28 protein-coding genes are annotated in these 26438 nt (G+C 61.8%); 21 read left to right on the forward strand and 7 right to left on the reverse strand.

Going from position 1 to position 26438, the window contains the following annotated elements; translation table 11 throughout:
• Window positions 1–247: 247 nt before the first annotated feature.
• The 4 genes from NKJ73_RS00590 (at window position 248) to NKJ73_RS00605 (ending at window position 4176) form a co-directional block, all read left to right on the forward strand.
• Complete coding sequence (locus NKJ73_RS00590) at window positions 248–775, forward strand: MarR family winged helix-turn-helix transcriptional regulator (protein WP_023678414.1); 528 nt, start codon at window positions 248–250, stop codon at window positions 773–775.
• Window positions 762–1481, forward strand: coding sequence for a response regulator (locus NKJ73_RS00595; RefSeq protein WP_023678415.1), 720 nt, complete (start codon window positions 762–764; stop codon window positions 1479–1481). The genes NKJ73_RS00590 and NKJ73_RS00595 overlap by 14 nt, the downstream gene beginning before the upstream one ends.
• A gap of 51 nt (window positions 1482–1532) precedes the next feature.
• Entirely contained in the window at window positions 1533–2948 is a 1416-nt protein-coding gene (locus tag NKJ73_RS00600) for an ATP-binding protein (protein WP_023678416.1), read from the forward strand.
• Between the two features lie 205 nt (window positions 2949–3153).
• Window positions 3154–4176, forward strand: a complete 1023-nt coding sequence (locus NKJ73_RS00605) for a glycosyltransferase family 4 protein (RefSeq protein WP_352568002.1) — start codon at window positions 3154–3156, stop codon at window positions 4174–4176.
• A gap of 12 nt (window positions 4177–4188) precedes the next feature.
• Here the strand turns inward: NKJ73_RS00605 and NKJ73_RS00610 are convergent, their stop codons facing one another.
• The 3 genes from NKJ73_RS00610 to NKJ73_RS00620 all read right to left on the reverse strand — a co-directional run bounded on the left by NKJ73_RS00610 (window position 4189) and on the right by NKJ73_RS00620 (window position 5689).
• Window positions 4189–4548 carry a tRNA-binding protein gene (locus NKJ73_RS00610; RefSeq protein ID WP_352568003.1) on the reverse strand — a complete coding sequence of 120 codons (360 nt, stop codon included), beginning with the start codon at window positions 4546–4548 and terminating at the stop codon, window positions 4189–4191.
• A gap of 6 nt (window positions 4549–4554) precedes the next feature.
• A complete protein-coding gene (locus NKJ73_RS00615; protein ID WP_023678420.1) occupies window positions 4555–5055 on the reverse strand; it encodes a type III secretion system chaperone family protein in 501 nt (166 codons plus the stop codon).
• A gap of 331 nt (window positions 5056–5386) precedes the next feature.
• A complete protein-coding gene (locus NKJ73_RS00620) occupies window positions 5387–5689 on the reverse strand; it encodes an accessory factor UbiK family protein (RefSeq protein WP_352469829.1) in 303 nt (100 codons plus the stop codon).
• 131 nt (window positions 5690–5820) lie between these two features.
• Between NKJ73_RS00620 and lgt the strand changes: the two genes are divergently transcribed.
• The 6 genes from lgt (at window position 5821) to NKJ73_RS00650 (ending at window position 11715) form a co-directional block, all read left to right on the forward strand.
• Window positions 5821–6672 carry a prolipoprotein diacylglyceryl transferase gene (gene lgt / locus NKJ73_RS00625; RefSeq protein ID WP_352450498.1) on the forward strand — a complete coding sequence of 284 codons (852 nt, stop codon included), beginning with the start codon at window positions 5821–5823 and terminating at the stop codon, window positions 6670–6672.
• Window positions 6669–7757, forward strand: a complete 1089-nt coding sequence (locus NKJ73_RS00630; RefSeq protein WP_352568004.1) for a class I SAM-dependent methyltransferase — start codon at window positions 6669–6671, stop codon at window positions 7755–7757. Before lgt ends, NKJ73_RS00630 begins: the two co-directional genes overlap by 4 nt.
• Window positions 7758–7827: 70 nt before the next feature.
• A complete protein-coding gene (gene pgeF / locus NKJ73_RS00635) occupies window positions 7828–8700 on the forward strand; it encodes a peptidoglycan editing factor PgeF (RefSeq protein WP_352568305.1) in 873 nt (290 codons plus the stop codon).
• Window positions 8700–9851 (forward strand): M24 family metallopeptidase, encoded by a 1152-nt coding sequence (locus NKJ73_RS00640; protein ID WP_023678425.1) that lies wholly within the window; start codon window positions 8700–8702, stop codon window positions 9849–9851. Before pgeF ends, NKJ73_RS00640 begins: the two co-directional genes overlap by 1 nt.
• 54 nt (window positions 9852–9905) lie before the next feature.
• Window positions 9906–10526: a hypothetical protein gene (locus NKJ73_RS00645; protein WP_352568005.1), complete on the forward strand. Its 621-nt coding sequence runs from the start codon at window positions 9906–9908 to the stop codon at window positions 10524–10526.
• A 253-nt stretch (window positions 10527–10779) separates the two neighbouring features.
• Complete coding sequence (locus tag NKJ73_RS00650) at window positions 10780–11715, forward strand: ribose-phosphate pyrophosphokinase (RefSeq protein WP_023678427.1); 936 nt, start codon at window positions 10780–10782, stop codon at window positions 11713–11715.
• A 97-nt stretch (window positions 11716–11812) separates the two neighbouring features.
• On the opposite strand, the gene NKJ73_RS00655 is transcribed toward NKJ73_RS00650, so the two are convergent.
• Window positions 11813–12694 (reverse strand): AraC family transcriptional regulator, encoded by an 882-nt coding sequence (locus NKJ73_RS00655; RefSeq protein WP_023678428.1) that lies wholly within the window; start codon window positions 12692–12694, stop codon window positions 11813–11815.
• 128 nt (window positions 12695–12822) lie between these two features.
• Here NKJ73_RS00655 and NKJ73_RS00660 point away from each other — a divergent pair, with 128 nt between their 5' ends.
• Window positions 12823–14073 carry an MFS transporter gene (locus tag NKJ73_RS00660; RefSeq protein WP_352568006.1) on the forward strand — a complete coding sequence of 417 codons (1251 nt, stop codon included), beginning with the start codon at window positions 12823–12825 and terminating at the stop codon, window positions 14071–14073.
• A 123-nt stretch (window positions 14074–14196) separates the two neighbouring features.
• Here NKJ73_RS00660 and NKJ73_RS00665 read toward each other — a convergent pair whose 3' ends face one another.
• Window positions 14197–15387, reverse strand: coding sequence for a glycerate kinase family protein (locus tag NKJ73_RS00665; RefSeq protein WP_352568007.1), 1191 nt, complete (start codon window positions 15385–15387; stop codon window positions 14197–14199).
• A gap of 1 nt (window position 15388) precedes the next feature.
• Complete coding sequence (locus NKJ73_RS00670) at window positions 15389–16813, reverse strand: SLC13 family permease (protein WP_245274752.1); 1425 nt, start codon at window positions 16811–16813, stop codon at window positions 15389–15391.
• A 206-nt stretch (window positions 16814–17019) separates the two neighbouring features.
• Between NKJ73_RS00670 and NKJ73_RS00675 the strand changes: the two genes are divergently transcribed.
• Entirely contained in the window at window positions 17020–18624 is a 1605-nt protein-coding gene (locus NKJ73_RS00675; protein WP_352568008.1) for a sensor histidine kinase, read from the forward strand.
• A complete protein-coding gene (locus NKJ73_RS00680; RefSeq protein ID WP_023678433.1) occupies window positions 18602–19282 on the forward strand; it encodes a response regulator transcription factor in 681 nt (226 codons plus the stop codon). Before NKJ73_RS00675 ends, NKJ73_RS00680 begins: the two co-directional genes overlap by 23 nt.
• 212 nt (window positions 19283–19494) lie before the next feature.
• Here NKJ73_RS00680 and NKJ73_RS00685 read toward each other — a convergent pair whose 3' ends face one another.
• Complete coding sequence (locus NKJ73_RS00685; RefSeq protein WP_031212133.1) at window positions 19495–20172, reverse strand: ArsR/SmtB family transcription factor; 678 nt, start codon at window positions 20170–20172, stop codon at window positions 19495–19497.
• Between the two features lie 95 nt (window positions 20173–20267).
• Between NKJ73_RS00685 and NKJ73_RS00690 the strand changes: the two genes are divergently transcribed.
• The 8 genes from NKJ73_RS00690 to NKJ73_RS00725 all read left to right on the forward strand — a co-directional run bounded on the left by NKJ73_RS00690 (window position 20268) and on the right by NKJ73_RS00725 (window position 26403).
• Window positions 20268–20762: a DUF2938 domain-containing protein gene (locus NKJ73_RS00690; RefSeq protein WP_023678437.1), complete on the forward strand. Its 495-nt coding sequence runs from the start codon at window positions 20268–20270 to the stop codon at window positions 20760–20762.
• A 244-nt stretch (window positions 20763–21006) separates the two neighbouring features.
• Window positions 21007–21651 (forward strand): 50S ribosomal protein L25/general stress protein Ctc, encoded by a 645-nt coding sequence (locus NKJ73_RS00695; RefSeq protein ID WP_352469743.1) that lies wholly within the window; start codon window positions 21007–21009, stop codon window positions 21649–21651.
• A 23-nt stretch (window positions 21652–21674) separates the two neighbouring features.
• Window positions 21675–22400 (forward strand): aminoacyl-tRNA hydrolase, encoded by a 726-nt coding sequence (pth, locus tag NKJ73_RS00700; RefSeq protein ID WP_352568009.1) that lies wholly within the window; start codon window positions 21675–21677, stop codon window positions 22398–22400.
• A gap of 3 nt (window positions 22401–22403) precedes the next feature.
• Window positions 22404–22967: a hypothetical protein gene (locus NKJ73_RS00705; RefSeq protein WP_352568010.1), complete on the forward strand. Its 564-nt coding sequence runs from the start codon at window positions 22404–22406 to the stop codon at window positions 22965–22967.
• A 77-nt stretch (window positions 22968–23044) separates the two neighbouring features.
• A complete protein-coding gene (gene ychF, locus NKJ73_RS00710; RefSeq protein ID WP_352568011.1) occupies window positions 23045–24148 on the forward strand; it encodes a redox-regulated ATPase YchF in 1104 nt (367 codons plus the stop codon).
• Between the two features lie 217 nt (window positions 24149–24365).
• On the forward strand, window positions 24366–25340 hold the full coding sequence (gene corA / locus NKJ73_RS00715; protein WP_352508136.1) for a magnesium/cobalt transporter CorA: 975 nt from the start codon (window positions 24366–24368) through the stop codon (window positions 25338–25340).
• Window positions 25341–25474: 134 nt separating this feature from the next.
• On the forward strand, window positions 25475–25936 hold the full coding sequence (locus tag NKJ73_RS00720) for a MaoC family dehydratase (RefSeq protein WP_352568012.1): 462 nt from the start codon (window positions 25475–25477) through the stop codon (window positions 25934–25936).
• Complete coding sequence (locus tag NKJ73_RS00725; RefSeq protein ID WP_023678444.1) at window positions 25933–26403, forward strand: MaoC family dehydratase; 471 nt, start codon at window positions 25933–25935, stop codon at window positions 26401–26403. The genes NKJ73_RS00720 and NKJ73_RS00725 overlap by 4 nt, the downstream gene beginning before the upstream one ends.
• Window positions 26404–26438 lie beyond the last annotated feature (35 nt).

Genomic DNA, 26438 nt, shown 5'->3' on the forward strand with positions numbered 1-26438 from the left:
TAACCTCCCGCGGGCGGCGGCCCGCACATCATTGCGTCGTTGCGTGTTTCGTTTCGGCCGCTGTGGGCGGCCATTGTCTCAAAGCGTAGGCGGATATTTAAGGTCTGGCAAACTCAGGAAGTTCCGGAAAAAACGGCTTCGCTTGCCTTTTCGTTCGCAATCCGCCGAAAAGCTTGCCAAAAATTACCATCGCGCGGAAAATACGTCAATAGTGCTGACATAATTTCCTGCTTCACACGGAGAAAAGATGACGAGCCACGCAGCCGCAGAACCGATCAGGACGGCGATCACCGACGAGGACGGCATCGATTTCGCCATCATCGAGTTGTTTTTCTTCGCCTATCGCGACTTTACCTCCGATCCGGACCAGATCCTGGCCGAATACGGTTTTGGCCGTGCCCATCACCGGGTTCTGCATTTCGTCAATCGCCGGCCCGGGCTGACGGTCGCCGAGCTCCTCGACGTGCTCAAGATCACCAAGCAGAGCCTGGCGCGCGTGCTCAAGCAACTGATCGACACCGACCATATCGTGCAATTGCAGGGCCCTCGCGACCGCCGCCAGCGCGAACTCTACCCGACGGCCAAGGGCCGTGCCCTGGCGCTGGCGCTGGCGCGGCCACAGTCGCGCCGCATCCATGCTGCATTGGAAGATTCCGGAGCCACCGAACGCGCCGTTATCGAACGGTTCCTTGAAGCGATGGTCAATCCGGAACTAAGGGCGCAGATCGACATTGTGCCCGCAAAGATGTCAGGGAAAAACCATGGAGACCATTGAGAGGGTTGATCATCCGACAGCACCGGAAGACGACGCGCCGCATCTGCTGGTGGTCGACGACGACACCCGTATCCGCAATCTTCTGAAACAGTATCTGACCGAAAACGGCTTTCGCGTCACCGTCGCCGGAAATTCCGGCGAGGCGCGGCGCAAGCTCGCCGGCCTCGACTTCGATCTGATCGTGCTCGACGTCATGATGCCGGGTGAAAGTGGCGTCGACCTCACCAAGGCGCTGCGGGCGGAGAAAAACGTGCCGATCCTGATGCTCACCGCACTGTCCGAAACCGACAGCCGGATCACCGGGCTCGAGGCCGGCGCCGACGACTATCTGCCTAAACCGTTCGACCCGCGCGAGCTGATCCTGCGTATCAACAATATCCTGCGCCGCGGCGGCCCCGCGACAACGCCTAAGGTCGAACAGCTGGTCTTTGGCCCCTATACGTTCCAGATCGCCAGGCGTGAGCTGAAGCGCGGCGGCGAGGCGCTCAAGCTGACCGACCGCGAGCAGGAAATCCTGGCGATCTTCGCTGCGCGTGCCGGCGAAACGATACCGCGGCATGAGCTTGTCGGCGATGAATCCGAGGTCGGCGAGCGCACGATCGACGTCCAGATCAATCGGCTCCGCCGCAAGATCGAACGCGATCCGTCCAATCCGGTCTGGCTGCAGACAGTGCGCGGTATTGGGTATCGGCTCAGCGTGGAATAGAATGTCGCCGACAGCGGTCCTTTGCCGGGCCGCCGGTGAGCGAAAAGACGAATGGCGACCACGCAACTCGAACGGCCGGGAGATGGCGGCTTGAGCGCTCGCGCGACGCGGGCGCTCAAGGCCGTGCCGCGCGCCTGGAACCGTTTCTGGCGCCTGGTGTCGCTTTACATGCCGAAGCGGCTCTATGCCCGTTCGCTGATCATCGTCATCGCGCCGATGATCATGCTGCAGTCGGTCGTCGCCTTTGTCTTCATGGAGCGCCACTGGCAGACCGTGACGCAGCGCCTGTCGCAGGCCACGGTGCGCGACATCGCCGCCATCATCGACCTGATAGAGACCTATCCTCACGACGCCGACTACGCCAACGTCATCCGCATCGCCCAGGATCGCATGCAGCTGAAGGTCGACCTCCTGCCGCCCGACCCGCTGCCGCCTCCCGGGCCAAAGCCGTTCTTCTCGATCCTCGACGAGATCCTTTCGTCCGAGATCACCCGCCAGATCAACCGTCCGTTCTGGATCGATACGGTCGGCAATTCCAATATCGTCGAGGTCCGCGTCCAGCTCGAGAACAAGGTGCTGCGCGTCTTCGTGCGCCGCAGCCAGGCCTATGCATCGAACACCCATATTTTCCTGATCTGGATGGTCGGCACCTCGCTGGTGCTGCTGATGATCGCCATTCCCTTCCTGCGCAACCAGATCCGGCCGATTCTGACGCTGGCCGAGGCGGCCGAGAGCTTCGGCAAGGGCCGGCCGATGCCGCGCGATTTTCGCCCGCGCGGAGCCGAGGAAGTCCGCCGCGCCGGCTTTGCCTTCATACAGATGCGCGAACGCATCGAACGCCAGCTCGAGCAGCGTACCGCCATGCTGAGCGGCGTCAGCCACGATCTGAGGACCATCCTCACCCGCTTCAAACTGCAATTGGCGCTTGCCGGGACCAAGGCGGCCGATACCCAGGCACTCGACCAAGACATCGACGACATGCAGTCGATGCTGGAAGGCTACCTTGCCTTTGCACGCGGCGAAGCTTCGGAAGACGCAGGTCAGTTCGATCTCGAAGCCTTCTTCGACAAGCTTCGCGAGGAAGCCGCGCTGCGCAAGCGCAAGCTGTCGACCGTGCTTGTCGGCGATCCGCATGTGCACGTGCGCCCCAATGCCTTTGCCCGGCTGCTGTCCAACGTCGTCGGCAATGCATTCCGCTATGCCAAGACGGTGGAGATCAATGCCAATCATGGGCGCGGTTCGCTGCTCGTCACCATCGACGATGACGGTCCGGGCATTCCGCCCGAAAAGCGGGAGGATGTATTCAAGCCGTTCGTGCGGCTCGACGAGGCCCGCAACCTCGACGCCAGCGGCACCGGCCTTGGCCTCTCCATCGCACGTGACATTGCCCGCAGCCATGGCGGCGACATCGTCCTCGAACGCAGCCCGCTCGGCGGCCTTCGGGCGGTGATCAAGGTCCCCGCTTGACGGCAGCGACACCCGGCCTTCATCGGCCCGTCATGAAACCATGGTGAAGAGCGCCAATGAAGCGCGCAATCCTGATTGATTCGGCCCTGCGGCCTCATTTCGACCCCGCGCCTGCCCGGGTGCGCTGGTGCGACGCCAGAGCTGCGGCGTGGTCGCCGTTCAGGCATCGCGGCAAGCCAATCAAGCTTGCCGCCAAGGGACCGCCATGCGCATCCTGATGGTCACCGACGCCTGGCGCCCGCAAGTCAACGGCGTCGTCCACACGCTGGAGCGCCTCTCGGAGACCCTGAAATCCTTCGATATCGAGACGGACTTCCTGACGCCGAATATCTTTCGCACCCTGCCTCTGCCGACCTATCCCGATATCAGGCTGGCGCTGACGACGCCGCACCGCGTGGCGCGGCTGATCGAGGCGCGCAAGGTGGACCACATCCATATCGTCACCGAAGGACCGCTCGGCATTATGGCCCGGCGCTACTGCCGCAACGCCGGCCGCCCGTTCACGACCAGCTATCACACACGTTTTCCGGAATATCTGAGCGCACGCCTGCCGGTGCCTGAAGCATGGGCCTATCGCTGGCTGCGCGATTTCCACAATTCAGGACAGGGCACGCTGGTTGCCACACAGTCGCTTGCCAACGATCTTGCGGCGCGCGGTTTCACCAAGCTCCGGCCGTGGACGCGCGGCGTCGACACCGATCATTTTCGGCCGGACAAAAGAAAGGACCTGGGATTCCCCGGACCGATCTTCCTCTGCGTCGGCCGCGTCGCGATCGAAAAGAACCTGCCGGCCTTCCTCGACCTCGACCTGCCCGGCAGCAAGTTGGTCGTAGGCGAAGGGCCGGAATTGGCGAAGCTGAAGGCCAGATATCCCGATGCCCATTTCCTCGGCCATCGTCCGAACGACGAACTGGCCGAGATCTACGCCTCGGCCGATGTTTTCGTCTTCCCCAGCCGTACCGACACGTTCGGCAACGTCATCATCGAGGCGCTGGCCAGCGGCACGCCGGTCGCAGCCTATCCCGTCACCGGACCAATCGATATCGTCGGCGACGGCATCGGCGGCGCGGTGTCGGACGACCTGCGGCAAGCAGCGCTCGCCGCCCTTCACGTCGACCGCGCCGAGGCGCGGCAACGCGCGATGCGCTACAGCTGGAAGGCCTGCGCGGAAATGTTCATGGAAACGGTCGAAGAGGCGCTGGGTACCAGGCGTAAACTGGCTGCGTGAACAACAGCGCAGCTAGAACAACCTGCCGCCGTCCGGCACCTTGCGCTCGATCGCGCCAAGGACGACGGCGCCCTCCTCGTCAGGAAAGCCGAGCGTCAGCACTTCCGACATGAATGGCCCGATCTGACGCGGCGGGAAATTGACCACCGCGAACACCTGCCGGCCGATCAGGGTTTCGGGCGTATAATATTTCGTGATCTGGGCCGAGGATTTCTTCACCCCGATCACGGGACCGAAATCGATTTTCAATTTGATCGCCGGCTTGCGCGCCTCGGGAAAAGGCTCGGCCTCGACGATCGTGCCGGCGCGGATGTCGATGCGGTCGAAATCGGCAAAGCTGATCTCGGGTTTTCGCGCGTTGCTCGAACTCATCGACGGTCAGGCGTTTCCGTAGGTTTCGAACAGCACGCCGGCCAACGCATCCTTGGCCGAAGTGCCTGACCAGACGACGAACTGGAACGCCTGGAAATAGCATTCGCAGGCCTCCAGCGCCGACGACAGCAGCACCTCGACCTGCTGGCTCGACGGCTCGACCCCACCGGCCAGCAGCAGCGACTGGCGGAACATGATGGCGCCTTCCTGCTCCCAGAGGTCGAAATGGCCAAATAGCATCTGCTCGTTGATCAGCGAAAGCAGCCGCATCACCTCGAGCGCGCGCGCCTCCGGGACCTTGATGTCGAAGGCGCAGGCCAGGTGCAGCGCCTCATAGTCCTCCATCCAGGAGAATGAAACGTGGTAGTCGGTCCAGCTTCCGGCAACAGAGATCGAGATCTCGTCGTCGCCGGCCCGCTCGAAGGACCAATCGTTGTTGTGCGCCACCTGCTCGATAACATCCACCGGATGGATTTCGCGGGAGAATTCGAGTTCGAGAAGTTCCATGAAATGCTTCCTGTCGTTCTGGGAGCGCCACCACACGCTCCGCTGGAGAGGCACACTCGAACAATTCTGCCTAGAACTCGGACGGCCAGGACTTCGTCAACGCAAAGACCCCGGACCGGACCCCACCGCCCGGCGCATGACCCTGCTCCGAATCATGCAACAAATTCAGTCTATTGATCGGGAGTCGCGTGACCAGCCAAATTTTTCGCACTGCGTCATTCGCATGTGGAAAGGCGCTGTCACAAAGATTCACGCAGTACCGGTAAGCGATTCACGACAAAGCGCTTTTTGCGATCCGGCTTTGTGGAAAAGTTTAACGATTTATTTCTTGTTATTTTTTTGCACGCGGCTTTGACGCAGCCGCAGGCGCTGGTTGACCGGTCAATTCGGCAAGCCTGGCCTCAAGCGCCTCGATGCGAGCGGCGAGGCGGGTGTTTTCTTCCCTGGCCTTCGCCGCCATGTCGCGAGCGGCCTCGAATTCCTCGCGCTGCACCACGTCCATGGAGTTGAGTATGCGCTCGGCCTGGCCCCTGAAGGCGGTCTCCACCTCGCGCCGCACGCCTTGCGCGGCACCGGCTGCATCGGTCATCAGCTTGGCGAATTCATCGAGAATGCGGTTCGGTCCGGTCGCCATGGCAAATCCTCGCTTGGTCGAATTGACGTAGTGGCGCGCGATTCGGAATGCAAGCATATGCTTGCCTTGACCGCGCCAAAAGCCTGCCGCATGGTCCGCGCCCGAACCTGATTGGGAACCCGGAGACCCTGTTGAGCGAATATTTGCTGCCGCTGGCCGCCCTGCCCTTTCCCAACATCGACCCGGTCATCGTCCGGATCGGACCGCTGGCGGTGCATTGGTACGGCGTCGGCTACATCGTCGGCATTCTGTTCGCCTGGTGGTATGCCAAGCGCCTCGTCACCAACCCAAAACTGTGGCCCGACGGCACCCTGCCGATGAAGCCCGTCGACCTCGATGACTTCATCGTCTGGGCAGCCATCGGTGTGGTGCTCGGCGGACGCACCGGCTACGTGCTGTTCTACGACCTGCCGCGCTACATTGCCAATCCGCTCGATATCGTCGCCGTCTGGCAGGGCGGGATGTCGTTTCATGGCGGCCTGATCGGCGTCATTCTCGCAATGACGCTGTTTTCCCGGTCTCGTGGCATCCGCACATGGTCGCTGTTCGACGTGGTTGCCGCCGGCGTGCCGGTGGGGCTTGGCCTCGTTCGCCTGGCAAACTTCATCAATTCCGAACTATGGGGCCGGCCGACCGACGTTCCATGGGCATTCGAATTCCCCAATGGCGGCCCATTTGCACGCCATCCGAGCCAGATCTACGAGGCGCTGCTCGAAGGGCTGGTGTTGTTCCTTGTCCTGCGCTTCCTCACCCATTCGCGGCTCAAGCTGAAGGCGCCGCGCTTCGTCGGCGGCGCCTTCATCGCCGGCTATGGCGCCTCGCGCATCTTCGTCGAATTCTTTCGCGAGCCCGACCAGCAGCTTGGCTACCTCCTTGGCACGAGCTGGCTGACCATGGGAATGGTGCTGTCACTGCCGATGGTGCTGGCCGGCATCTGGGCGATGGCTACAGCCAAGCCGGTGACAAAACCGCAGCCGGCATGACGCGGCTGAAGACCCGCATCGCCGAGCTGATCGGTGCCGTGGGACCGATCCCCATCAGCGAATACATGGCGCTCTGCCTGTTCGATCCGCAGGACGGCTATTATACGACACGTGAGCCGTTCGGCGCCGCCGGCGACTTCGTCACCGCGCCGGAGGTCAGCCAGATGTTTGGCGAGCTGGTCGCCATCTGGCTCTATCAGGCGTGGCTGGCGATCCACCGGCCGACGCCGGTCGCCATCGCCGAAATAGGCCCCGGCCGCGGCACGCTGATGAGAGATATGCTGCGCACGCTTTCGCGGCTCGATCCGACGCTTACCGCCAGCGCATCGTTCGCCTTGATCGAGACCAGTCTGCGGTTGACCGAGGTCCAGAAACGAACGCTTGCCGGGACGTCGGCCACCATCGCCTGGCATGAGGCCGTCGACACACTACCGCAGGGGCCGCTTCTGATTGTTGGTAACGAGCTGTTTGACGCGGTGCCCATCCGCCAGTTCGTCCGCGCTGGGGCCGGCTGGCGCGAGCGGATGATCGGTCTCGACGATGCGAACCGGCTGCGCTTTTTCGTCGGCGCTGGCTCGCTTGACCCGATGCTGCTGCCGGAGGGTGCCGAGAATGCGCCGCAAGGTGCCATCGTCGAGGTGGCGCCAGCCCGCGCCGCCCTGATGGCGGCCATCGCCGGGCGACTTGCCGGATTTGGCGGCGCCGGCCTGTTTCTCGACTATGGTCACCTCCAGCCCGGGATCGGCGACACCTTGCAGGCCTTGCGCAAGCATGGTCATGAGGACGTGCTGGCCAATCCGGGGCAGGCCGATCTCACAGCCCATGTCGATTTCGCTGCCCTCGCGGCAACCGTTCGGGCACACAGCCTCGATGCCCACCTCTCAACGCAAGGTGAATTCCTGCTCAAGATGGGGCTTCTCGAACGAGCTGGCCGGCTCGGCGCCAATGCCGATGAGGCAGCTCGCGAAAAGATCGCGGCCGACGTCGAGCGCCTGGCCGGCCCGCTGGCCATGGGCGAACTCTTCAAGGTGCTTGCCGTCCTCCCCGCCGGCATTGCCGTTCCGCCGTTTCCAAGCACGGATTGACTTTTCGCTGCCGCCTCTCTCACTCTCCCGTCTCCGACTAGCGCCCGACATCAACTGCGCCAGCCTTCAACTGACCAGCCTTCAACTGACCAGCCTTCAACTGCGCCCCTTCAACTCGCTTGACGAAATCACCCATACGGACAACAAAGCCGCCATGCTGAATCAGACCAAACCGGATCCCGTTCGGTCGCCCTTGCTGGAAACGGCGCAAGGCATCCGCTACGGCTACTTCACGCGAGTCGGCGGCATTTCCAGCGGCATCTACCGGGGCCTCAACATCGGCACCGGCTCGAACGACGACCAGACGCTGGTGCGCGAGAATCGCCGCCGGGTCGCCGAATGGATGGGCGTGCCTGCAAACCATCTGCTGACCGCTCACCAGGTTCATTCGCCGGACGTCGTCATTACCAGGGAGCCTTTTGCCGGCGAGCGGCCCAAGGCCGACGCCATTGTCACCGACCGGCCGGGCATTGCCGTCGGTGCCTCGACCGCCGACTGCGGACCGGTCCTCTTCGCCGACGCCGAGGCGCGCATTATCGGCGCCGCCCATGCCGGCTGGAAAGGCGCTTTCACCGGAGTGCTGGAAAACACCATCGCGGCAATGGAAAGCCTCGGCGCCCGGCGCGACCGCATCGTCGCAGTGCTCGGTCCTTCGATCGGCCCACGGAATTACGAAGTCGGACCGGAATTCGTCGCCCGTTTCGTCGACGCCGATGCCGGCAATGCTCGCTATTTCGCGCCCTCCGCAAATGCCGGACACGCGATGTTCGATCTCAACCGCTACACGGTCGACCGGCTGACCAAGGGCGGCGTCAACGCCGAAGGACTTGGCCGCTGCACCTATGCCGAGGAAGAGCTTTTCTACTCCTATCGGCGCAGCACGCATCGCAACGAGCCCGACTACGGGCGGCAGGTTTCGGCAATCGTTTTGGAGGCTGACTGATGGCGCTGCATTTCGAACGCTCGGAATTCGACGCGCGGCGCGATCGACTGATGATCGAGATCGCCGAAAAGAAGCTCGACGCCGTCCTGCTGTTTGCCCAGGAAAGCATGTATTGGCTAACCGGCTACGACACCTTCGGCTTCTGCTTTTTCCAGTGCCTGGTGGTCAAGGCCGACGGCTCGATGGTGCTGCTGACGCGTTCGGCCGACTTGCGCCAGGCGCGCCACACCTCGATCATCGACAACATCGTTTTGTGGACGGACCGCAACGGCGCCAATCCGGCGGTAGATCTGCGCAATCTGCTCAACGAGCTTGACCTGCTCGGCGCCCGGATCGGCGTCGAATACGACACCCACGGCCTGACCGCCTATAATGGCCGGCGCCTCGACGAGCAGTTGCAGACCTTCGGGCAGATCGCGGATGCCTCCGGCATTGTCAGCCGGCTACGGCTGTTCAAGAGCCCGGCAGAAATCGCCAAGGCGGAAAAAGCCGCAAATCTGGCCGACGACGCGCTGGACGCAGCACTGCCGCTGATCAAGCAGGGCGGCGATGAGGCGCTGATCCTCGCCGCCATGCAAGGTGCGATCTTTGCCGGCGGCGGCGATTATCCGGCCAACGAGTTCATCATCGGCTCCGGAGTCGACGCCCTGCTTTGCCGCTACAAGGCCGGTCGCCGCAAGCTCACCAAGAACGACCAGCTGACGCTCGAATGGGCCGGTGTCTTCCACCACTACCATGCGGCAATGATGCGCACGGTGTTGACCGGCAAGGTATCGAAACGCCACCAGGAATTGTTCGATGCCGCCCGCGCCGCGCTACTTGCAGTCGAGAAGGCGATGACGCCCGGTAATACGTTCGGCGACGTGTTCGACGCCCATGCCCGCACCCTCGAAGCCCACAATTTGACCAAGCACCGGCTCAATGCCTGCGGCTATTCGCTCGGCGCCCGCTTCACCCCGTCCTGGATGGATATGCCGATGTTCTATCAGGGTAATCCCGAACCGATTGCGCCGAACATGACGCTGTTCGCCCATATGATCATCATGGACTCCGAAACCGAAACCGCGATGACGCTTGGCCGCACCTATCTGACCACCGAATCCCAGCCGAAGCCGCTGTCCCGCCATGATCTCGACTTGATCGTGCAGTGAATCCATAATGGAAAGAGTGTGAGGGGCGTTCGTCGCCAAGGAGTTTTCAGGCTAATGAGACGATCGCATGTGACGACCGTGTCATTGCTCGTGGCGCTGGCACTGGCGGCCTGCACCAATGCGAAGGACGTTCTCGAACCCTCGGCCATTGCCCCGCAATCGACGCAATCGCTCTCCGGAGCCGGAGGTGCCGCAACGCCCCCCGCAACTCCGGCTCAGCCTGCCGGCACCGCGCAAACCGCAGATACAGCGCAGCCTTCCGCTGCAGCAGCCGTGCCGCCCGCCAAAAGCGCGGCTGCCATTGCGCGGACCCGGCTGCAGGTGGCGCCGATCGTCGGCGCCTCAGTAGAAGCCGCGACACCGCTGACCGCCGAGCTTCAGACACGCGCCAGGCAGCGCGGCATCACCTTGGCCGGCAGCACCGACCAGACCCCTACGCATGTGCTCAAGGGCTATTTCTCGACCATGACGGAAGGCAAGGACACCACCGTCATCTACGTCTGGGACATCTATGACCCGGCCGGCAACCGGCTGCATCGCATCAACGGCCAACAGAAGGCGCCCTCTGTTGGCGGCGGCGAAGGCTGGGCGGCGGTCGAGCCGGCGACCATGCAGGCAATTGCCGACCAGACAATCGACCAGTTCGCCACCTGGCTTGGCGGCGGCGCCGGCTGACCTGGAGCGTGATTCCGAAAAGTGGAATCCGGTTTTCGGAAAAGAGCATGCTCAGACTGAAAGTTAGAAGCTATCCCGATTCCGTCGGCATGGAACTGGCTCTATCGCCGCATGCTCAAGCCGTAAGCGTTTATTGAGATTAGCCGGCGGATTCCCATTCACGACGCTTGCAATACCGGCGCGGGCCGCTAAAAGCCCGACTAAGAGGCTGGAGTGCTATCGGAGTCTCTCAATCCTTCGCCAGGAACGGTGCATGAAGCTCTTCGCGGGCAATTCCAACAGGGTGCTGGCCGAATCAGTCGCCCGCTACCTCAACATTCCGCTGGGCAAGGCCAGCGTCAGGCGCTTCGCCGATCAGGAAATCTTCGTCGAGATCCAGGAGAATGTGCGCGGCGAGGACGTCTTCATCCTGCAGTCCACCTCGTTCCCGACCAACGATCATCTGATGGAACTGCTCATCATGATCGACGCCTTCATGCGCTCTTCGGCCAAGCGCATCACTGCGGTTATTCCTTATTTCGGCTATGCCAGGCAGGATCGCCGTGCCTCGGGCCGCACACCGATCTCGGCCAAGCTGGTCGCCAACATGATCACGAGGGCGGGCGTCAACCGGGTGCTGACCCTGGATCTCCATGCCGGCCAGATTCAAGGCTTCTTCGACATCCCGACCGACAATCTGTTTTCCGTGCCGGTCATGGCCCGCGACGTAAAAGCGAAATACAAGCAGCTTGCCAATGTCATGGTGGTGTCGCCGGATGTCGGCGGCGTGGTCCGCGCCCGCGCGCTCGCCAAGCGCATCGACGCCCAGCTTGCCATCGTCGACAAGCGCCGCGAGCGCCCCGGCGAATCGGAAGTCATGAACGTCATCGGTGACGTGCGCGGCAAGGATTGCCTGTTGATCGACGACATCATCGATTCGGGCGGCACGCTGTGCAATGCGGCCGATGCGCTGCTTGCCGACGGCGCCACCAGTGTCACCGCCTATACTACCCATGGCGTTTTGTCCGGCGGCGCCATCGCCCGCATCGGCGCCTCGAAACTGCAGGAACTGGTCATCACCGATTCCATCCAGCCGACCCAGGCAGTGCTGGACGCCGCCAATATCCGCGTCATCTCCATCGCCGAATTGATGGGCGAGGCGATCTCGCGCACGGCGACCGAGGAATCGGTGTCGAGCCTGTTCGATTGATGCGTGTCGCGCAAAGTGCAGCGGTTTTGCGATAACGACATGCATAAAATCAAGAACCCAAAGCGCCTCGCATGAGGCCGGTCGAACGCGACGCCCTTCAGGGCTGCGACTCAGGCCGAGCCGGACCGCTTATTCGTCGCACACCTTCGCCAGCATCACGGGCGCCCCGCATGTAACCGCGTGGCGAGGCTCCCAGCATGCGCTTGAACATGGTGATGAACGCCGGCACGCTGTCATAGCCGAGATCGAGCGCCACCCTCGTGATCGGCTCGCCGTCGGCCAGCCGTGGCAGCGCCGCGAACAGACAGGCCTGCTGACGCCAGGTCGACAGCGACAATCCGGTCTGGCGGTGGAACGCGCGGGTGAAAGAGCGGCGGCTCATGCCGACGATAGCGGCCCACTCGTCGATCGTCGCATGCGGTGACGGTGCCGAGACGAAGCGCCGGCACAGCGTCGCCAGCCTTGCATCGGACGGGAACGGAAGGCCGAGCGGCCGTTCCGGCAGGTTCGGGATTTCGTGCAGCAGGAGCTTCATGATCAGCCCGCCCCGCCCCTCCAGCTCGGCGCCTTGCGGCAGCTTTTCCGATTCCACGATCAGGCTGTGCATCAGGTCGGTGATGCCGACGACACGCAACCCGTCCGGCAGGCCGGGAATGGCCTCCGGCATCACATAGACGGACCGCATGCTGACGTCGCCCAGCATCTCGACGGAATGTTCGGTGCCGGCGGGGATCCACATCGCGTGGTCCGGAGGCACCATCCAGCGCCCATGCCGCGTCGTCACCAGCACGACACCGACCAGCGCGTGCAGCAACTGGCTGCGGCTATGATGGTGCCGTGGCACATGGTAGCCGTCCGGATATTCGGTCGGCAGCGCCACTGCCGGCCCTACGGCCTGCTCCAGCCATTGCCAGCGACGCTCATGCAACAGCCCGAGATCGGTGTCGCCCGCTCTGAACATTTCCCTGCCATGCGGCATCAGCTATGGCCCACTTGCGAAACTATTGGACCAAACCACGAAAGAAGTCGCGTGACAAGCAACGTATAAGGCTGCGGCCTATAAGACCGCCTGCGGAAGCGCCCGCTAAAAAGACCACGGAGCCTGCCTTGACCGATACCACAGCAACCGCCGACGCCAAGCCGGCAGCGGCCAGCCACATTTCAGCTCAGGCGACGGCCTTCACCGTCATCCTGGCGGTGAGCTTCTGCCATTGCATCAACGACATCATGCAGTCGCTGCTGTCGGCGATCTATCCGCTGCTGAAGGACAATTACGGTCTCGATTTCTGGCAGATCGGCCTTTTGACTTTCACCTTCCAGGTGACGGCATCCTTGCTGCAGCCGGTGATCGGCATGATTACCGACAAGCGGCCGATGCCTTATTCGCTGCCCTACGGCATGGCTTCTTCGCTGATCGGGCTGGTCGTGCTGGCCTATGCCGGACATTACTCGCTGCTCCTCATCGGCGCCTCGCTGATCGGCATCGGCTCGGCGATCTTCCACCCGGAATCCTCGCGCATCGCCCGCTTCGCCTCTGGTGGCAGGTTCGGTCTGGCACAGTCGCTGTTCCAGGTCGGCGGCAATTTCGGCCAGGCCATGGGTCCGCTGCTGGCAGCTTTCATCGTCGTGCCCTTCGGCCAGACCAGCATCGCCTGGTTTGCCGGCGGCTCGCTGATCGGCATCATCGTGCTGTGGCAGGTTGGCGGCTGGTACAGCCGCCTGCGCGCCGCACAGGGCACCCGCAAGGGGGCAGGCTTCGTCTCGCCTTTCCCGCGCCGCAAGGTCCTGGGCGCGCTGGCGATGCTGACCTTGCTGGTATTGACCAAGAACGCCTACATCGCCAGCCTGTCCAGCTACTACACCTTCTATGCCATCCATAAATTCGGCGTTTCGGTGCAGATGTCGCAAGTCATGCTGTTCCTGTTCCTCGGCGCCTCGGCCCTGGGCATCCTGCTCGGCGGCCCGTTCGGCGACCGCTACGGACAGAAGGCGATGATCTGGTTCTCGATCGTCGGCGTGCTGCCCTTCACCCTGGCCCTGCCCTACGCCAATTTCGAGTGGACAATGGTTCTCACCGTGCTGATCGGCCTGATCCTGTCCTCGGCCTTCTCGAACATCGTCGTCTTCGCGCAGGAACTGGTGCCCGGCCGCGTCGGCATGATCGCCGGCATCTTCTTCGGCTTCGCCTTCGGCATGGGCGGCATCGCCGCCGCCGTGCTTGGTGTCGTCGCCGACATGAAGGGCATCGATTTCGTCTTCCAGGTCTGCTCCTATTTGCCGCTGCTCGGGCTGCTGACGGTTTTTCTTCCCAACATGAAGGAGGCGAGGAAGCTCAAGGCGGGGACCACGATCGGGTGAAGTTTGGGTTGGACTTCGGCTTCCCCGCCCACCGGGCAGCGCGAAATTCGGTTCTCGACATAGACTTCGAGCCGGTCAGGGCCGCCGCGTAGCGACATCGCGGCCATTGGCTGACACGCTCCGTCATCTGAACTTGAAAGCACGCGTCGCCCGCATCAGCCGGAATGCCTGCTCGGCAGCGTTCGCCAGCAGCGTGTCGGCGTCACGGATCGCGTCTTCGAGGGAACACGGTCGGCACAGAATGCTGAAGAAGGCATCGATGCCGATGTCGTGGGTCGCCTCTGCACCTGCTCCGATCGTTCCGGCCAAGGCGATGACAGGCAGATTGTGACGTTTCGCGCGCCGGGCAATCTCGGCTGGTATCTTTCCAAAGCTCGTCTGACCATCCAGGCCACCCTCGGCTGTCATGACGATGTCGGCGTTTGACAGCCGATGATCGAGATCCATATACCGCAGAATCAGGTCGAAGCGCGGATGCAGCCGGGCCCCAGCAAAGGCGTGAAGTCCGGCGCCGAGTCCCCCGGAAGCTCCTCCGCCGACAAGCGGCGTCACGTCGACGCCGAGGTCGCGGCGAACGACGTGAGCGACATTTTCCATGCCCTGCTCGAGCAAAACCACCTGGTCAGGTGTTGCACCCTTTTGCGGGCCGAACACCCGGGCGACGCCTCTCTCGCCGAGCAGCATGTTGTAGGGATTTACCGCGACGTCGATACGAACATTCGAAAGGCGATGATCACGACTGGAAAGATCGACACGAGCTAGCGATGAGAGGGCCGAGCCGCTCCCCGAAATGGGACGGCCGCCGCCATCGAGCAGACGCACGCCTAATGCTTGGGCCATGCCGGTTCCTGCATCGTTGACACCCGAGTCACCGCAGCCGATCAGAATTCTTTCCGCGCCAAGATCGAGCGCAAAACGAATCAACTCACCAACCCCATAACTTGTAGTGCGGGTCGGGTCACGCATGTCCGTGGGGACGAGCCGGATCCCTGCAGCCGCCGCGATTTCCAGAACTGCTGTCCGTTTCTTTCTTCGCCCGAGAAAACCGACATTGGCCGCCACGGGTTGTCCCACCGGTCCCGTCACTGTGACGGAATGCAGCTCGCCATCAGACAATTCAACAAGGGTCCGCGTAAAATCCTCGCCGCCATCCACCATTGGAAGGCCCAGGATCTTTGCTGTCGGAACGGCATTGCGAACGCCCCGCGCCAATGCAGCGATGACATCACGAACCCCGAGGCTCTCCTTAAAGCCGGAGGGTGCGACCAATACTCGAAGCCGTCTTCGTTTCGTCAATCCTTTCTTTTTCGACATTCTACGGCTCTCCAGGAAGTTGCAGATGGAGCGTGTTGAGCAGGGCTCCGGTGGCTGGCCACACGGCGACCGCGAACACGACGATGAGGATGAACTGCATCGGCAGCAGGATTGAGCTGAGCAAGGCGAGGTCTTTCGGGCCGTAGCCTTCCTCGTCGACCCCCGCGAAAAGCGCCACCGGTTTCGCGCAGATCGCGAGGGTTTGGCAAAAGCCAGTCGCCGAGACGAGGACAAACATTGCAAGGAGAGGGTCGAGCCGCGCTGTCGATGCGAGCATTAGCGCCGGGGGCAGCAGCACCGAGACACGCGCCGTGCGACTGTGGATCACGAGATGACTGAAAAGCCCAAGCAAGGCTAATAAGGAGATAAGCGCCAACGGGCCCAAGCCGGTGCCGCGCAGTGGATCGACCGTCGTCTCGATCAACCACCGATTGAGGCCTGATGCCGTCAGGCCGTCTGCCAAGCAGATCGTCGCCGCCAGAAACAAGAGCAGCTTCCACTCCGCACTCTTGATTGCATCGCCAAACGCCACGGAGCCGACTCCAGGAAGCGTGGCCAAGAGAGCGCCGCCAAGAGCGATAACGGTGGCATCAAGTCCGTGGACAGGTTCGGTCAGCCACGCGATGACAACCCCGCCGGCGATCCAGAGTATCGGCTGCCGTGCCAATCCGGCACCGCCACTAGTCACCGTCGTTGGCTGCAAAAGGGTCATCCGCCGTTCGACCGGCGACAGGAAAAGCCGGAGCAGGCATTCGACCGAAAGGAAGGTGCTCACGGCCGCAAACGGCAGGCCGAAAGCGATCCATTCCAGATAGCTTACTTTCACACCCCAGAGGCGGCCGACCATTTCGATCGCCAGCAGATGGGCACCGGCGCCGACGGGCGATGCAATGGCCGAGAGCAGGATAACAGTGGGGAACAGCAGCGCGAAGGCCCTTCGCAACCGGGCGCTTCCACAGCGTCCCGCGATCGCCTGATAGGCGGGGATCATCAAAGCTGCGCGACCTGAGGTCGACGGAATGACGAAGGCTGTGGCGATCATGACGGCCGTCAAGGAATAGGCGATTGCGCGAACCGATCGCATGCGCCCCGTCACGAGGCCGAGAACGCGATCTGCGACTCCACTCGCCTTGATGGTGGCCGCCAATATGAAGGAGGCAAGCAATAGCCAGATCAACTCATCGCCAAGCGCATGAAACAGCGCGCCTGGATCACGGTTGACCAGCAGCGCCATTGCCAATCCGGCGGCGATTGCAACGAAGGCATCGTCGAACCGCGTTAAGGTCCACCCGATGATCGCGACAAGCAGGATCTCGAGCGCTCGCCGGGCGTCGGACGGGAGCGCGGGGAGGCCGAATTCAATGATGGCCACACACAGGGATACACAGGTTCCGATCAGTGCGGCTCGCCATATCGGCCAGAGCACCGGCGATGTCCTTTCCCGAAGGGTGGCGTCACTGTCGGTCCGAAAATCTACTTGTGCCAACCGAAACCTCGTCTAGTTCGTCGCCAACGGCGATGAGGGCGTCGCACACCCTCCGCTCGAACTTAGGAGGTTCCGATTAGACGCTTGGGAGAGCTCCGGTTAGAATTTGGTGAGAGGCATTATCCGATCGCCGGCAGGATTACCGCATGACCGTTCGAGGCCGCATCTTCCTATTTCAAATCGTCATTCTCGCCCTTGTCGGACTGATTTCAGGACTGGCATTCGCAACACTCCAGCTGACAGAGGAATTCGTCCGCCGAATCGACAGCGTCCACGGGCGGTTCGAGGCGCTCGCCGAACTCAATGGGCATGCCAACAATTACACCGAGCAACTCGCTGAAGTCTTGCTGCTTGGGCCCGAGCAAATGCCGGATTTCGAAGCGGCACGAGAAGCAGTGAAATCCGGATTCTACAAGCTGGAGGGCGCCACTCGCGAGGAACTCGGCGCTCTCGGATATTGGAGCGATAGACACCAGGAGGAGGCCGAACTCAGATTCGTCGGCCGCATCAACGCGCTGTTTGAGGCGATCGATCGGGCCGCCCAGCGACTGTTTAGCCAGCGAACAAAGGGGGATCCAAAGGGCATCGTAGACGCCTTCCGCAACGATGTGGAGCATCGACTGGAGAACGATCTCGAAGAAATGATTGAAGCCGCTTTGCACGAGGAGCGCAGGGAGGTTGGAGAGGAACTCGCCGGCGTCCGTGGCGCACAATGGCGACTGCTACTGCTGACCGGCGGCTTCGCTACGTTGCTCATGCTAGGCAGTCTGGGGTTCGGCCTCGTCCTGCGACGATCAATCGCCACACCTGTGCGTGAACTGAACGAAAGCGCCAAAGCCATCGCTGCAGGCAAGCTCGACCATCGCGTTTCCGCGACCGGACGCGACGAGTTCGCTTCCCTCTCGCGAAGTTTCAACAGCATGGCCGAGGCTCTCGAGATCGAACGTGCTGCTCTGATTTCGGTACAGGACCGCTTGGAGGCGGAGGTTCAGTTGCGCACCCGTGAACTGCGGAAAGCCAATGAGCAACTGAGAGCGATCGATAGCCGACGCACACAATTTTTTGCGGAGGCAAGCCACGAACTCCGCACGCCGTTGACGATTCTCCGCGGAGAGGCCGACGTTGCCCTCCGCGGCCAACCGCGTGTTCGACCTTACCGCGAAGCTCTGAGCCGAATCCGCAATTGCGCTGAAGATATGGCTCGCAACCTGGGGGACCTTCTGGCATTCGCCCGCTCCGAAGCTGAAAATTTCAGGTTCTCCTTGCACAACATCGATACCGGTGAGGTTGTGAAGGCGGCCGTTCAGGAGGCTTCCGTACTCGCAGGTCCCAAGCAGATATCCGTTAATCTGTCGCTCAACACAGATCATTGCCTCATTCGGGGTGACGCCCTGCGCCTAAAGCAAGCGCTGCTGATCGGCTTCGACAACGCCATAAAGTACTCAAAGCCATATCAGACGATAGCAGTCGAGATGGCTGAGCGTCATGGAATGCTTGAGATCGCCATCCGCGACAACGGTTCAGGGATCGATGCCAACGATCTCCCGTTCGTGTTTGACCGTTATTATCGCGGGCGTGTCGGCGGGAGGTCCGCAGCCGATGGCCTTGGTGTTGGCCTCGCGATCGCCAAGGAGATTATAGACGGGCACAATGGCACAATCGGCCTTGAAGGAATTGAGCCTTCGGGAACCCTCCTCAGAATCAGACTGCCGCTGGTACATCGCACCCATGATTCGAATCCTGATCGTTGAAGACGACCGGCGTGTCTCCGACTTTCTCCGCCGGGGGTTGGAGGCCGAAGGCTTCCACGTGAGTGTCGCGGAGGATGGTCGCGAGGGACTAGCCATTATTCGTACGGATCCATTCGATCTCGTGATCCTGGACCGTCTGCTTCCCTACCTGGACGGCCTTGAGCTGTGCCGGATCGTGCGATTGGAGCAGCGGCCGGTTCTCATCCTGATGCTGACCGCGAAGGAGACAATTCAGGATCGCGTAGATGGGCTCAAGGGCGGTGCCGACGATTACCTGACGAAACCGTTTGCGTTTGATGAACTGGTGGCCAGGATTGACGCGCTGCGCCGACGCCGTCAGGGTGCAGTGGATCGGCAGTTGCTTCGAGTGAGCCGCCTCAATCTCGACAGGAGCGCTCGTCGTTTTACGGACGGCGACCGGGAAATCAGCCTTACCCGACGCGAATTCGACCTTCTGTATTTCCTCATGCTCAATGCGGGGAAAGTGGTTAGCCGCGAGCGCATCCTCAACAATGTCTGGTCATACAGCTTCGAACCCGGGACGAAGATCGTGGAGGTATACATTCGCTATCTACGTGCGAAGCTCGGGCCGGATGCATCGGCTAGCATTCAGACGGTTCGTGGGATCGGCTACATGCTGGTCGAGCGGAAGCCATAGAAGGTAGAGCGAACCTCTTTATCGCACCGTTCTCGCCACTCGCTGGAAGCCTTCCCTTCCGCAACGCCGCTTCCACCGACGAATAGGTGTTCATTGGCCTCCCTTCCATGCTTCCGGCGAGCGCCGTCCAGCCACCGTGGGCATTGCCCCGCCGGGGTCCCAGCTTTCCATTTATATTCGGGCCCGGCCCGGCGACGCCGATTTGGCGGCCGTTAACCGCTTTCGTAATTCACGCCCTCTACCCCCAGGCCTGCAGCCGCCCAGTCGGGCAAGCCGCCTTCGAACCGGCGCGAGGCCCAGCCTCGTGCCCTGAGGATTGCCAAGGCGTCGGCCGACAGAACGCACTGGACTCCACGACAATAGGCGACAACGACCTTCTCCCGTGGGAGCGCCGCAAGCCGCTGCTCCAACTCGTCGGCGGGAATGTTGATCGCACCCGGCAAATGCCCCGCTACGAATTCGTTCTGCGGCCTGACATCGAGCAGCACGACTTCGTCGTTTCGCATGCGGCGCACGAGTTCCTCGCGCGAGATGTTTTCCAACCTGTCCGGCTGGCTGATCCTATCGTTGATAAACTCACGGATCTGCTGGCGTCTGTGGTTTGCAAGATTTCGCAGCGCCGCAAGCACGTTTTCGATTGGGCCATCTGCAAGCCGGTACAGAACGCGTTTTCCGTCTCGCCGGGTCTGCACCAAGCCCGCTCGCTTGAGGTGCTGAAGATGCTGCGACGTATTCGCTAACGCGATCCCGGAAAGTTGCGTCAGTTGTTCGACGGCCAGTTCGCCATCGGCAATGTGACGCAACAGAACCAGCCGGTGGGCATGCCCCAAGGTGCGGGCGAGATCCGCTATTTCGTCGAAGATTGGGTGGTGAACGTCCGCGCTTTTCATGTGACATGGCTAGCATCACTCAATCAATCAATCAATATGTTGAATGATTGATTCTTTCTGGCTAGTGTCTGACAGGTGAAACAGGAGATGCCAAAATGTTGGAGTTCGTTGTCCGTGCGGCCGTCATTGGAATCGGCGCGACAGCCCTGATGGATCTCTGGGGATGGTTTCTGAAGCGAATGTTCGCGATTCCACCGCTTGATTACGCCTGGGTCGGCCGCTGGATCGGGCACTTTCCACATGGACGTTTTGCACATGCGAATATCGCACAAGCTGCCCGCGTTCGCGGCGAAACCGCCATTGGATGGAGTGCGCATTACGCGACCGGCATCGTATTTGCCGCAGCGCTGATTGGAGTGTGGGGCCTCGACTGGGCACGGCACCCGACAGTGCTTCCGGCCCTGTTGATCGGCGTCTGCACCATCGTCGCCCCGTTCTTCGTGATGCAACCGGCTTTTGGGATCGGCATCGCGGCTTCGAAAGTTCCCAATCCGCGCACTGCGCGCCTGCGCAGCCTTATGGCCCATCTGTCTTTCGGGGTTGGGCTGTACGTTGCAGCATTGCTTTCGGCACTGCTACTTCCGGCCTGATGGGACACGGTCCATCCCTGGCGCCCTTCCGCCCGCTTGCACCTCGCGCCGCCTTCCGCTATAGAGCCGCCACCCGCGTAGACACCCTTGGAGGCAACGCGGCGGAAGGCCGCCTTCCCGCATGATCCCGAAAAGTGGATTCCGGTTTTCGGACCAGGTCATGCGTTAGCTATGTCGGCTTTCGACGTTTACGGCCCAGCCACGCTGACCGTGAGCGCTCCAGAACAACGCGAAAGGAAATGCCATGAGCCACGATACTTACGAGCTCAAGGCCGAAGCGCGCGAACAGGTCGGTAAGGGGTCCGCCCGTGCAGTTCGCCGCAACGGTAAAGTGCCTGCAGTGATTTACGGCGACAAGCAGCCTCCCCTGGCGATTGCGCTGACCTACAAGGACATCTACTACAAGATCCATGGCGGCGGGTTTCTGACCACGGTCGCCACGATCGATGTCGACGGCAACAAGATCCAGGTTCTGCCCAAGGATTTTCAGCTCGACCCGGTCAAGGATTTCCCTGTCCATGTCGATTTCCTGCGCATCGGCAAGGATACCGAAGTCAACGTCGATGTGCCCGTGCACTTCATCAATGAAGACAAGTCGCCCGGCATCAAGCGCGGCGGCGTGCTCAACATCGTGCGCCACGAGGTCGAGTTCCACTGCCCAGCCAATGCGATCCCGGATTTCATCACCGTCGATCTCACCGGTACCGATATCGGCGATTCCATCCACATTTCGGCCGTCACCTTGCCGGCCGGCGTCAAGCCGGTGATCTCCGACCGCGACTTCACCATCGCGACCATTGCCGGCTCCTCGGCGATGAAGCCGGAGGCTGCGGAAGAGACGACTGAAGCGGCTGCGCCCGAAGCGGCTCCTGCCGCCGAAGAGAAGTAACCCCTTCCCGCCCGGAGGCGACGATGCTTGTCTTTGCAGGCCTCGGCAATCCGGGCGCGAAATACGCCAACAACCGGCACAATGTCGGCTTCATGGCGGCGGACGCGATCGCCCGCCGCCATTCCTTTTCGCCCTGGTCGAAGAAATTCCAGGGTCTGATCGCCGAAGGCACGCTTGCCGGCGAAAAGGTGATCCTGATCAAGCCGCAGACCTTCATGAACCTGTCCGGCCAGTCGGTCGGCGAAGCCTTGCGCTTCTACAAGCTCGGCCCTTCGGCGCTGACTGTCTTTTATGACGAGATCGACCTTGCCGCCGGCAAGGTGCGGGTCAAGGTCGGTGGCGGTTCCGGCGGCCACAACGGCATCCGCTCGCTCGACCAGCACGTCGGCAAGGATTTTCGCCGTGTGCGCATCGGCGTCGGCCATCCCGGCGTCAAGGAAATGGTGCACGGCCATGTGCTTGGCGATTTCGCCAAGGGCGACCGCGAATGGCTGGACGTGCTGCTCGACGCAATCGCCGATGGTGCCGGATTGCTTGCCAAGGGCGACGACAATTCGTTCATGAACCGCGTGACGCTGGCGCTGCGCGACAAGCTCACGCCGACGGACGACGACGATCGCCCGCCGCCCAAGGCGCCAAAGGCGCAAAGCCACGTCCGCCAGGCGCGGCCGCAGCAGCCGGCGGCCAAGCTGCCCGAAACCGGCCCGATGGCGGCCATGCTGAAGAAGCTTTTTGGCGGCAAGGACTGAGCCATGGATCTGGATGACATTCAGGAATTGGTCCGTCTCATCAGACAGAAGTATGTTGATTATTTCGTCGCCGCTGCCGGCGAACTTGCTCGCAACAGCCAAGGATCGCATGCGACCGAAATCAAGTTTTCGAACGTCGATTCCTTCTATCGAAATTTCATCGCGGTTGATTTCGTCAGTAATGACGGACAGCCAAATCCGCAATTCATCAACAGCGATTCCTATGTGAAATTCTCTCCGGATATTCACGCCGGGATGGGTGGAATGGATGTCCTCATCTCACCTTTCAGGTGGGATGAGGCTCATTTTAAATTCCCTATAAATGAGCTCGACGGCGATCTCTTCGACGAATGGTTTCGCGGCTGGTTCGATATCGATGGCGAGCGTGAAACATCAGAGACCGTCGGAAACGTCATTCACAGTGCGCAATTGCTCGACGGGCAACTGACCATCGATTTCGGAACCGCTGAGGTCGACGCGTTCTGGCATCTTCTACAAATACTGAGCAGGTCCGGCGTTCGTTCGTTGGCGATAGGCACCGATGACATCGCGCAGCGTCTGAATTGAATTGCGCCTTGACGATCATCGGCGCTTTCGCCCATAGCCCTGCTCAAATTTCGATTTCCCGATAGGACCAGACAAAAATGGGTTTCAAATGCGGCATCGTTGGCTTGCCCAATGTCGGCAAGTCGACGCTCTTCAATGCGTTGACCAGGACGGCGGCGGCGCAGGCCGCCAATTATCCGTTCTGCACCATCGAACCGAATACCGGCGAGGTGGCGGTGCCCGACCCGCGCCTGCAGAAGATCGCCGCGATCGGCAAGTCGAAGGAGATCATCCCGACCCGCATCTCGTTCGTCGACATTGCCGGCCTGGTGCGTGGCGCCTCCAAAGGCGAAGGGCTTGGCAACCAATTCCTCGCCAACATCCGTGAGGTCGACGCCATCGTCCATGTGCTGCGCTGCTTCGAGGATGACGACGTCACCCATGTCGAGGGCCGCATCGATCCTGTCGCCGATGCCGAGACCGTCGAGACCGAATTGATGCTTGCCGACCTCGACAGCCTCGAGCGCCGTATCGTGCAGATCCGCAAGCGTGCCGCCGGCAAGGACAAGGAAGCAGCGACCGTACTTCCGATGATGGAAGCGGCGCTTGAACTGTTGCAGGCCGGCAAGCCCGCCCGCATCCTGCTCAACGGCATCTCGGCTGAGGATCTGCGCATCCTGCAGGGGCTGAATCTCTTGACCTCACACCCGGTGCTTTACGTCTGCAACGTCGCGGAAGCCGATGCCGCCACCGGCAACGCGCATACCAGGGCGGTCGAGAAGATGGCCGCCGCGCAAGGTGCCCGCACCGTTGTGATTTCCGCGGCGATCGAGGCCGAGGTCGCCCAGCTCTCGGACGAAGAGGAAATGGAATTCCTGGCAACGCTCGGTCTGGACGAACCCGGCCTGAACAAGGTCATCCGCGCCGGCTACGAGCTGCTCCAGCTCATCACCTACTTTACCGTTGGCCCCAAGGAGACACGCGCCTGGACCGTGCACAAGGGCGCCAAGGCGCCGCAGGCGGCAGGCGTCATCCACACCGATTTCGAGCGCGGCTTCATCCGCGCCCAGACCATCGCCTATGACGACTTCGTCAGGCTGGGCGGCGAAGTGGCGGCCAAGGAGGCCGGCAAGGCGCGCGACGAAGGCAAGGAGTATGTCGTCCAGGACGGCGACATCATGCTGTTCAAGTTCAACACCTGACCCGGCGAGGGAGCCCGATGGTCACCATTGCCGTCGCTCGATGACAAACTTCAAAGCAGGGTGTCGCAGTGCCTCTTGCGCTGCTTGACGGGCCATCGTGCGGGGTCTAAGGGGCCTCTGCACCGGCCTCGCGCCTCGCCTGCCCGTGTCCGTGCGATGTGACTGACGCGCCCCCTCCAAACGAACGCTCTTTGGCAACAGCAAGGGAGACCCGGCGATGATCAAGGCCTTCGTCGTCGACAATGATCGCCTGCGCCTGGTCGACGATCTCTTGCAAAACAGCGACACTGTCGTCTGGGTCGACCTCTTCAACCCGACAAAGGAAGAAGAGACTTCAATCGAGACCTGGCTCGGCGTCGCCGTTCCGACCCGCGAAGAGATGGAAGAGATCGAGATCTCGAGCCGTCTCTACGTCGAGGACGGCGCCTACTTCATGACCGCCATTCTGCCTGCGCAGACCGAGGTGAACGATCCGTTGATGTCGCCGGTTACCTTCGTGCTCGCCGGCAGCAGGCTGATCACCGTGCGGTACCACGAACCGAAGGCGTTCAAGACCTTTCCGCTGCGCGCCGAAAAGGTGGCGACCGGTTGCACCAGCGGTGACACCATCCTGATCGGACTGCTGGAGGCGATCGTCGACCGCCTCGCCGACATTCTGGAGCGCGCCGGCCGCGACGTCGAGGCGATCTCGCGCGACATCTTCGAGGCACGCTCGACCAAGGTTTCCAAGCGCAACCGCGACTTCCAGGAGCTGTTGAAAGGCATTGGCCGCAAGGAGGACCTCGCCTCCTCGATCCGCGACAGCCTGATCTCGCTGCAGCGCCTTGCCGGCTTTCTCGCCCATGCCTCCACGCAAAGCAGGATGAGCAAGGACACCCGCGCTCGCATCAAGACCTTGTCGCGCGACGTGCTGTCGCTCGCCGACCACGCCACGTTCCTGTCGCAGAAGATCAGCTTCCTGCTCGACGCGACGCTCGGCATGATCTCGATCGAGCAGAACGCCATCATCAAGATCTTCTCCGTCGCCGCTGTCATCTTCCTGCCGCCGACGCTTGTCGCTTCGATCTACGGCATGAATTTCGACATCATCCCTGAGCTCAAATGGCACTTTGGCTATCCCTTCGCCATCGGCATGATGGTGCTTTCGGCAATCCTGCCCTTCTGGTATTTCCGCCGCCGCGGCTGGCTATAGGGTCGTCAATACCGCGCTGCGGCTTGGGCGCAGCGGGCTGGCGCAATAGAAATTGCTTGACCAAATGCCACGCTGCCTGCATCCGGGACCCGGACCCGTAGCGATCGTACAATCCTGAACAGGATTTCCAGACCATGACCGCAAAGACCTGGGCTTATGAGGATTTTATCGAGGGCGCTTCGCTCGACCTCGGCACCAAGCTGGTAAGTGCCGCCGAAATCATAGAATTCGCCGGTGAATTCGATGCCCAGCCGATGCATCTCGACGAGGCCGCGGGCCAGGCCAGCATTCTCGGCGGGCTGGCGGCTTCGGGCTGGCACACCTGCGCCATGTTCATGCGCATGCTGTGCGATGCCTTCCTGCTCGACTCGACCTCGCAGGGCGCGCCGGGCGTCGACCAGGTCAAATGGAAACGGCCAGTCCTGGCCGGCGACCTGTTGACCGGCAGCACCACCGTCCTTGCCAAGCGACTGTCCAGATCGAAACCCCGCCTTGGCTTGGTGACCATGCGCAGCGAGTTGTTCAACCAGCGCGGCGAAGGTGTTTTCGAGCTCGAAAACACCGTCATGTTCCTCACCCGCGAGGGCAGTGCGTGAGCCTCGACGAATTCTTCTGCATCGGTATCACCGTCACGCTCGGTTCACATCGATTCGAACCGGAGGCGATCAAGGCGTTCGCCCGCAAATACGACCCGCAGATATTCCATATCGACGAAGAGGCGGCGAGGAACAGCATATTCGGCGGGCTCTGCGCCTCGGGCTGGCACACCGCCGCCACCTGGATGAAATTGAACCTCGAGGCTGGCATAGAGGCAGAGGTCGCCCGCTGGCCCGGTCCTGGGCCGGTGCCGGAATTCGGCCCCTCGCCCGGCTTCAAGAACCTCAAATGGCCCAAACCTGTCTATGCCGGGGAAACCGTGACTTTCACCCGCACCGCGCTGGCCCATCGCCCCATCGCCTCGCGACCGGGCTGGCGGCTGCTGACGCTCCGCTCGGAGGCCTTCGATTCGACCGGCGACAAGGTCATCGAATTCGAAAGTGCCGTGCTGGTGAAGGTGGAATGAGCGGAGTTCTTTCCCTCTCCCACAGGGGAGAAGGA

The organism is Mesorhizobium sp. M0074 (genome assembly GCF_040322975.1).
Lineage (GTDB): Bacteria > Pseudomonadota > Alphaproteobacteria > Rhizobiales > Rhizobiaceae > Mesorhizobium.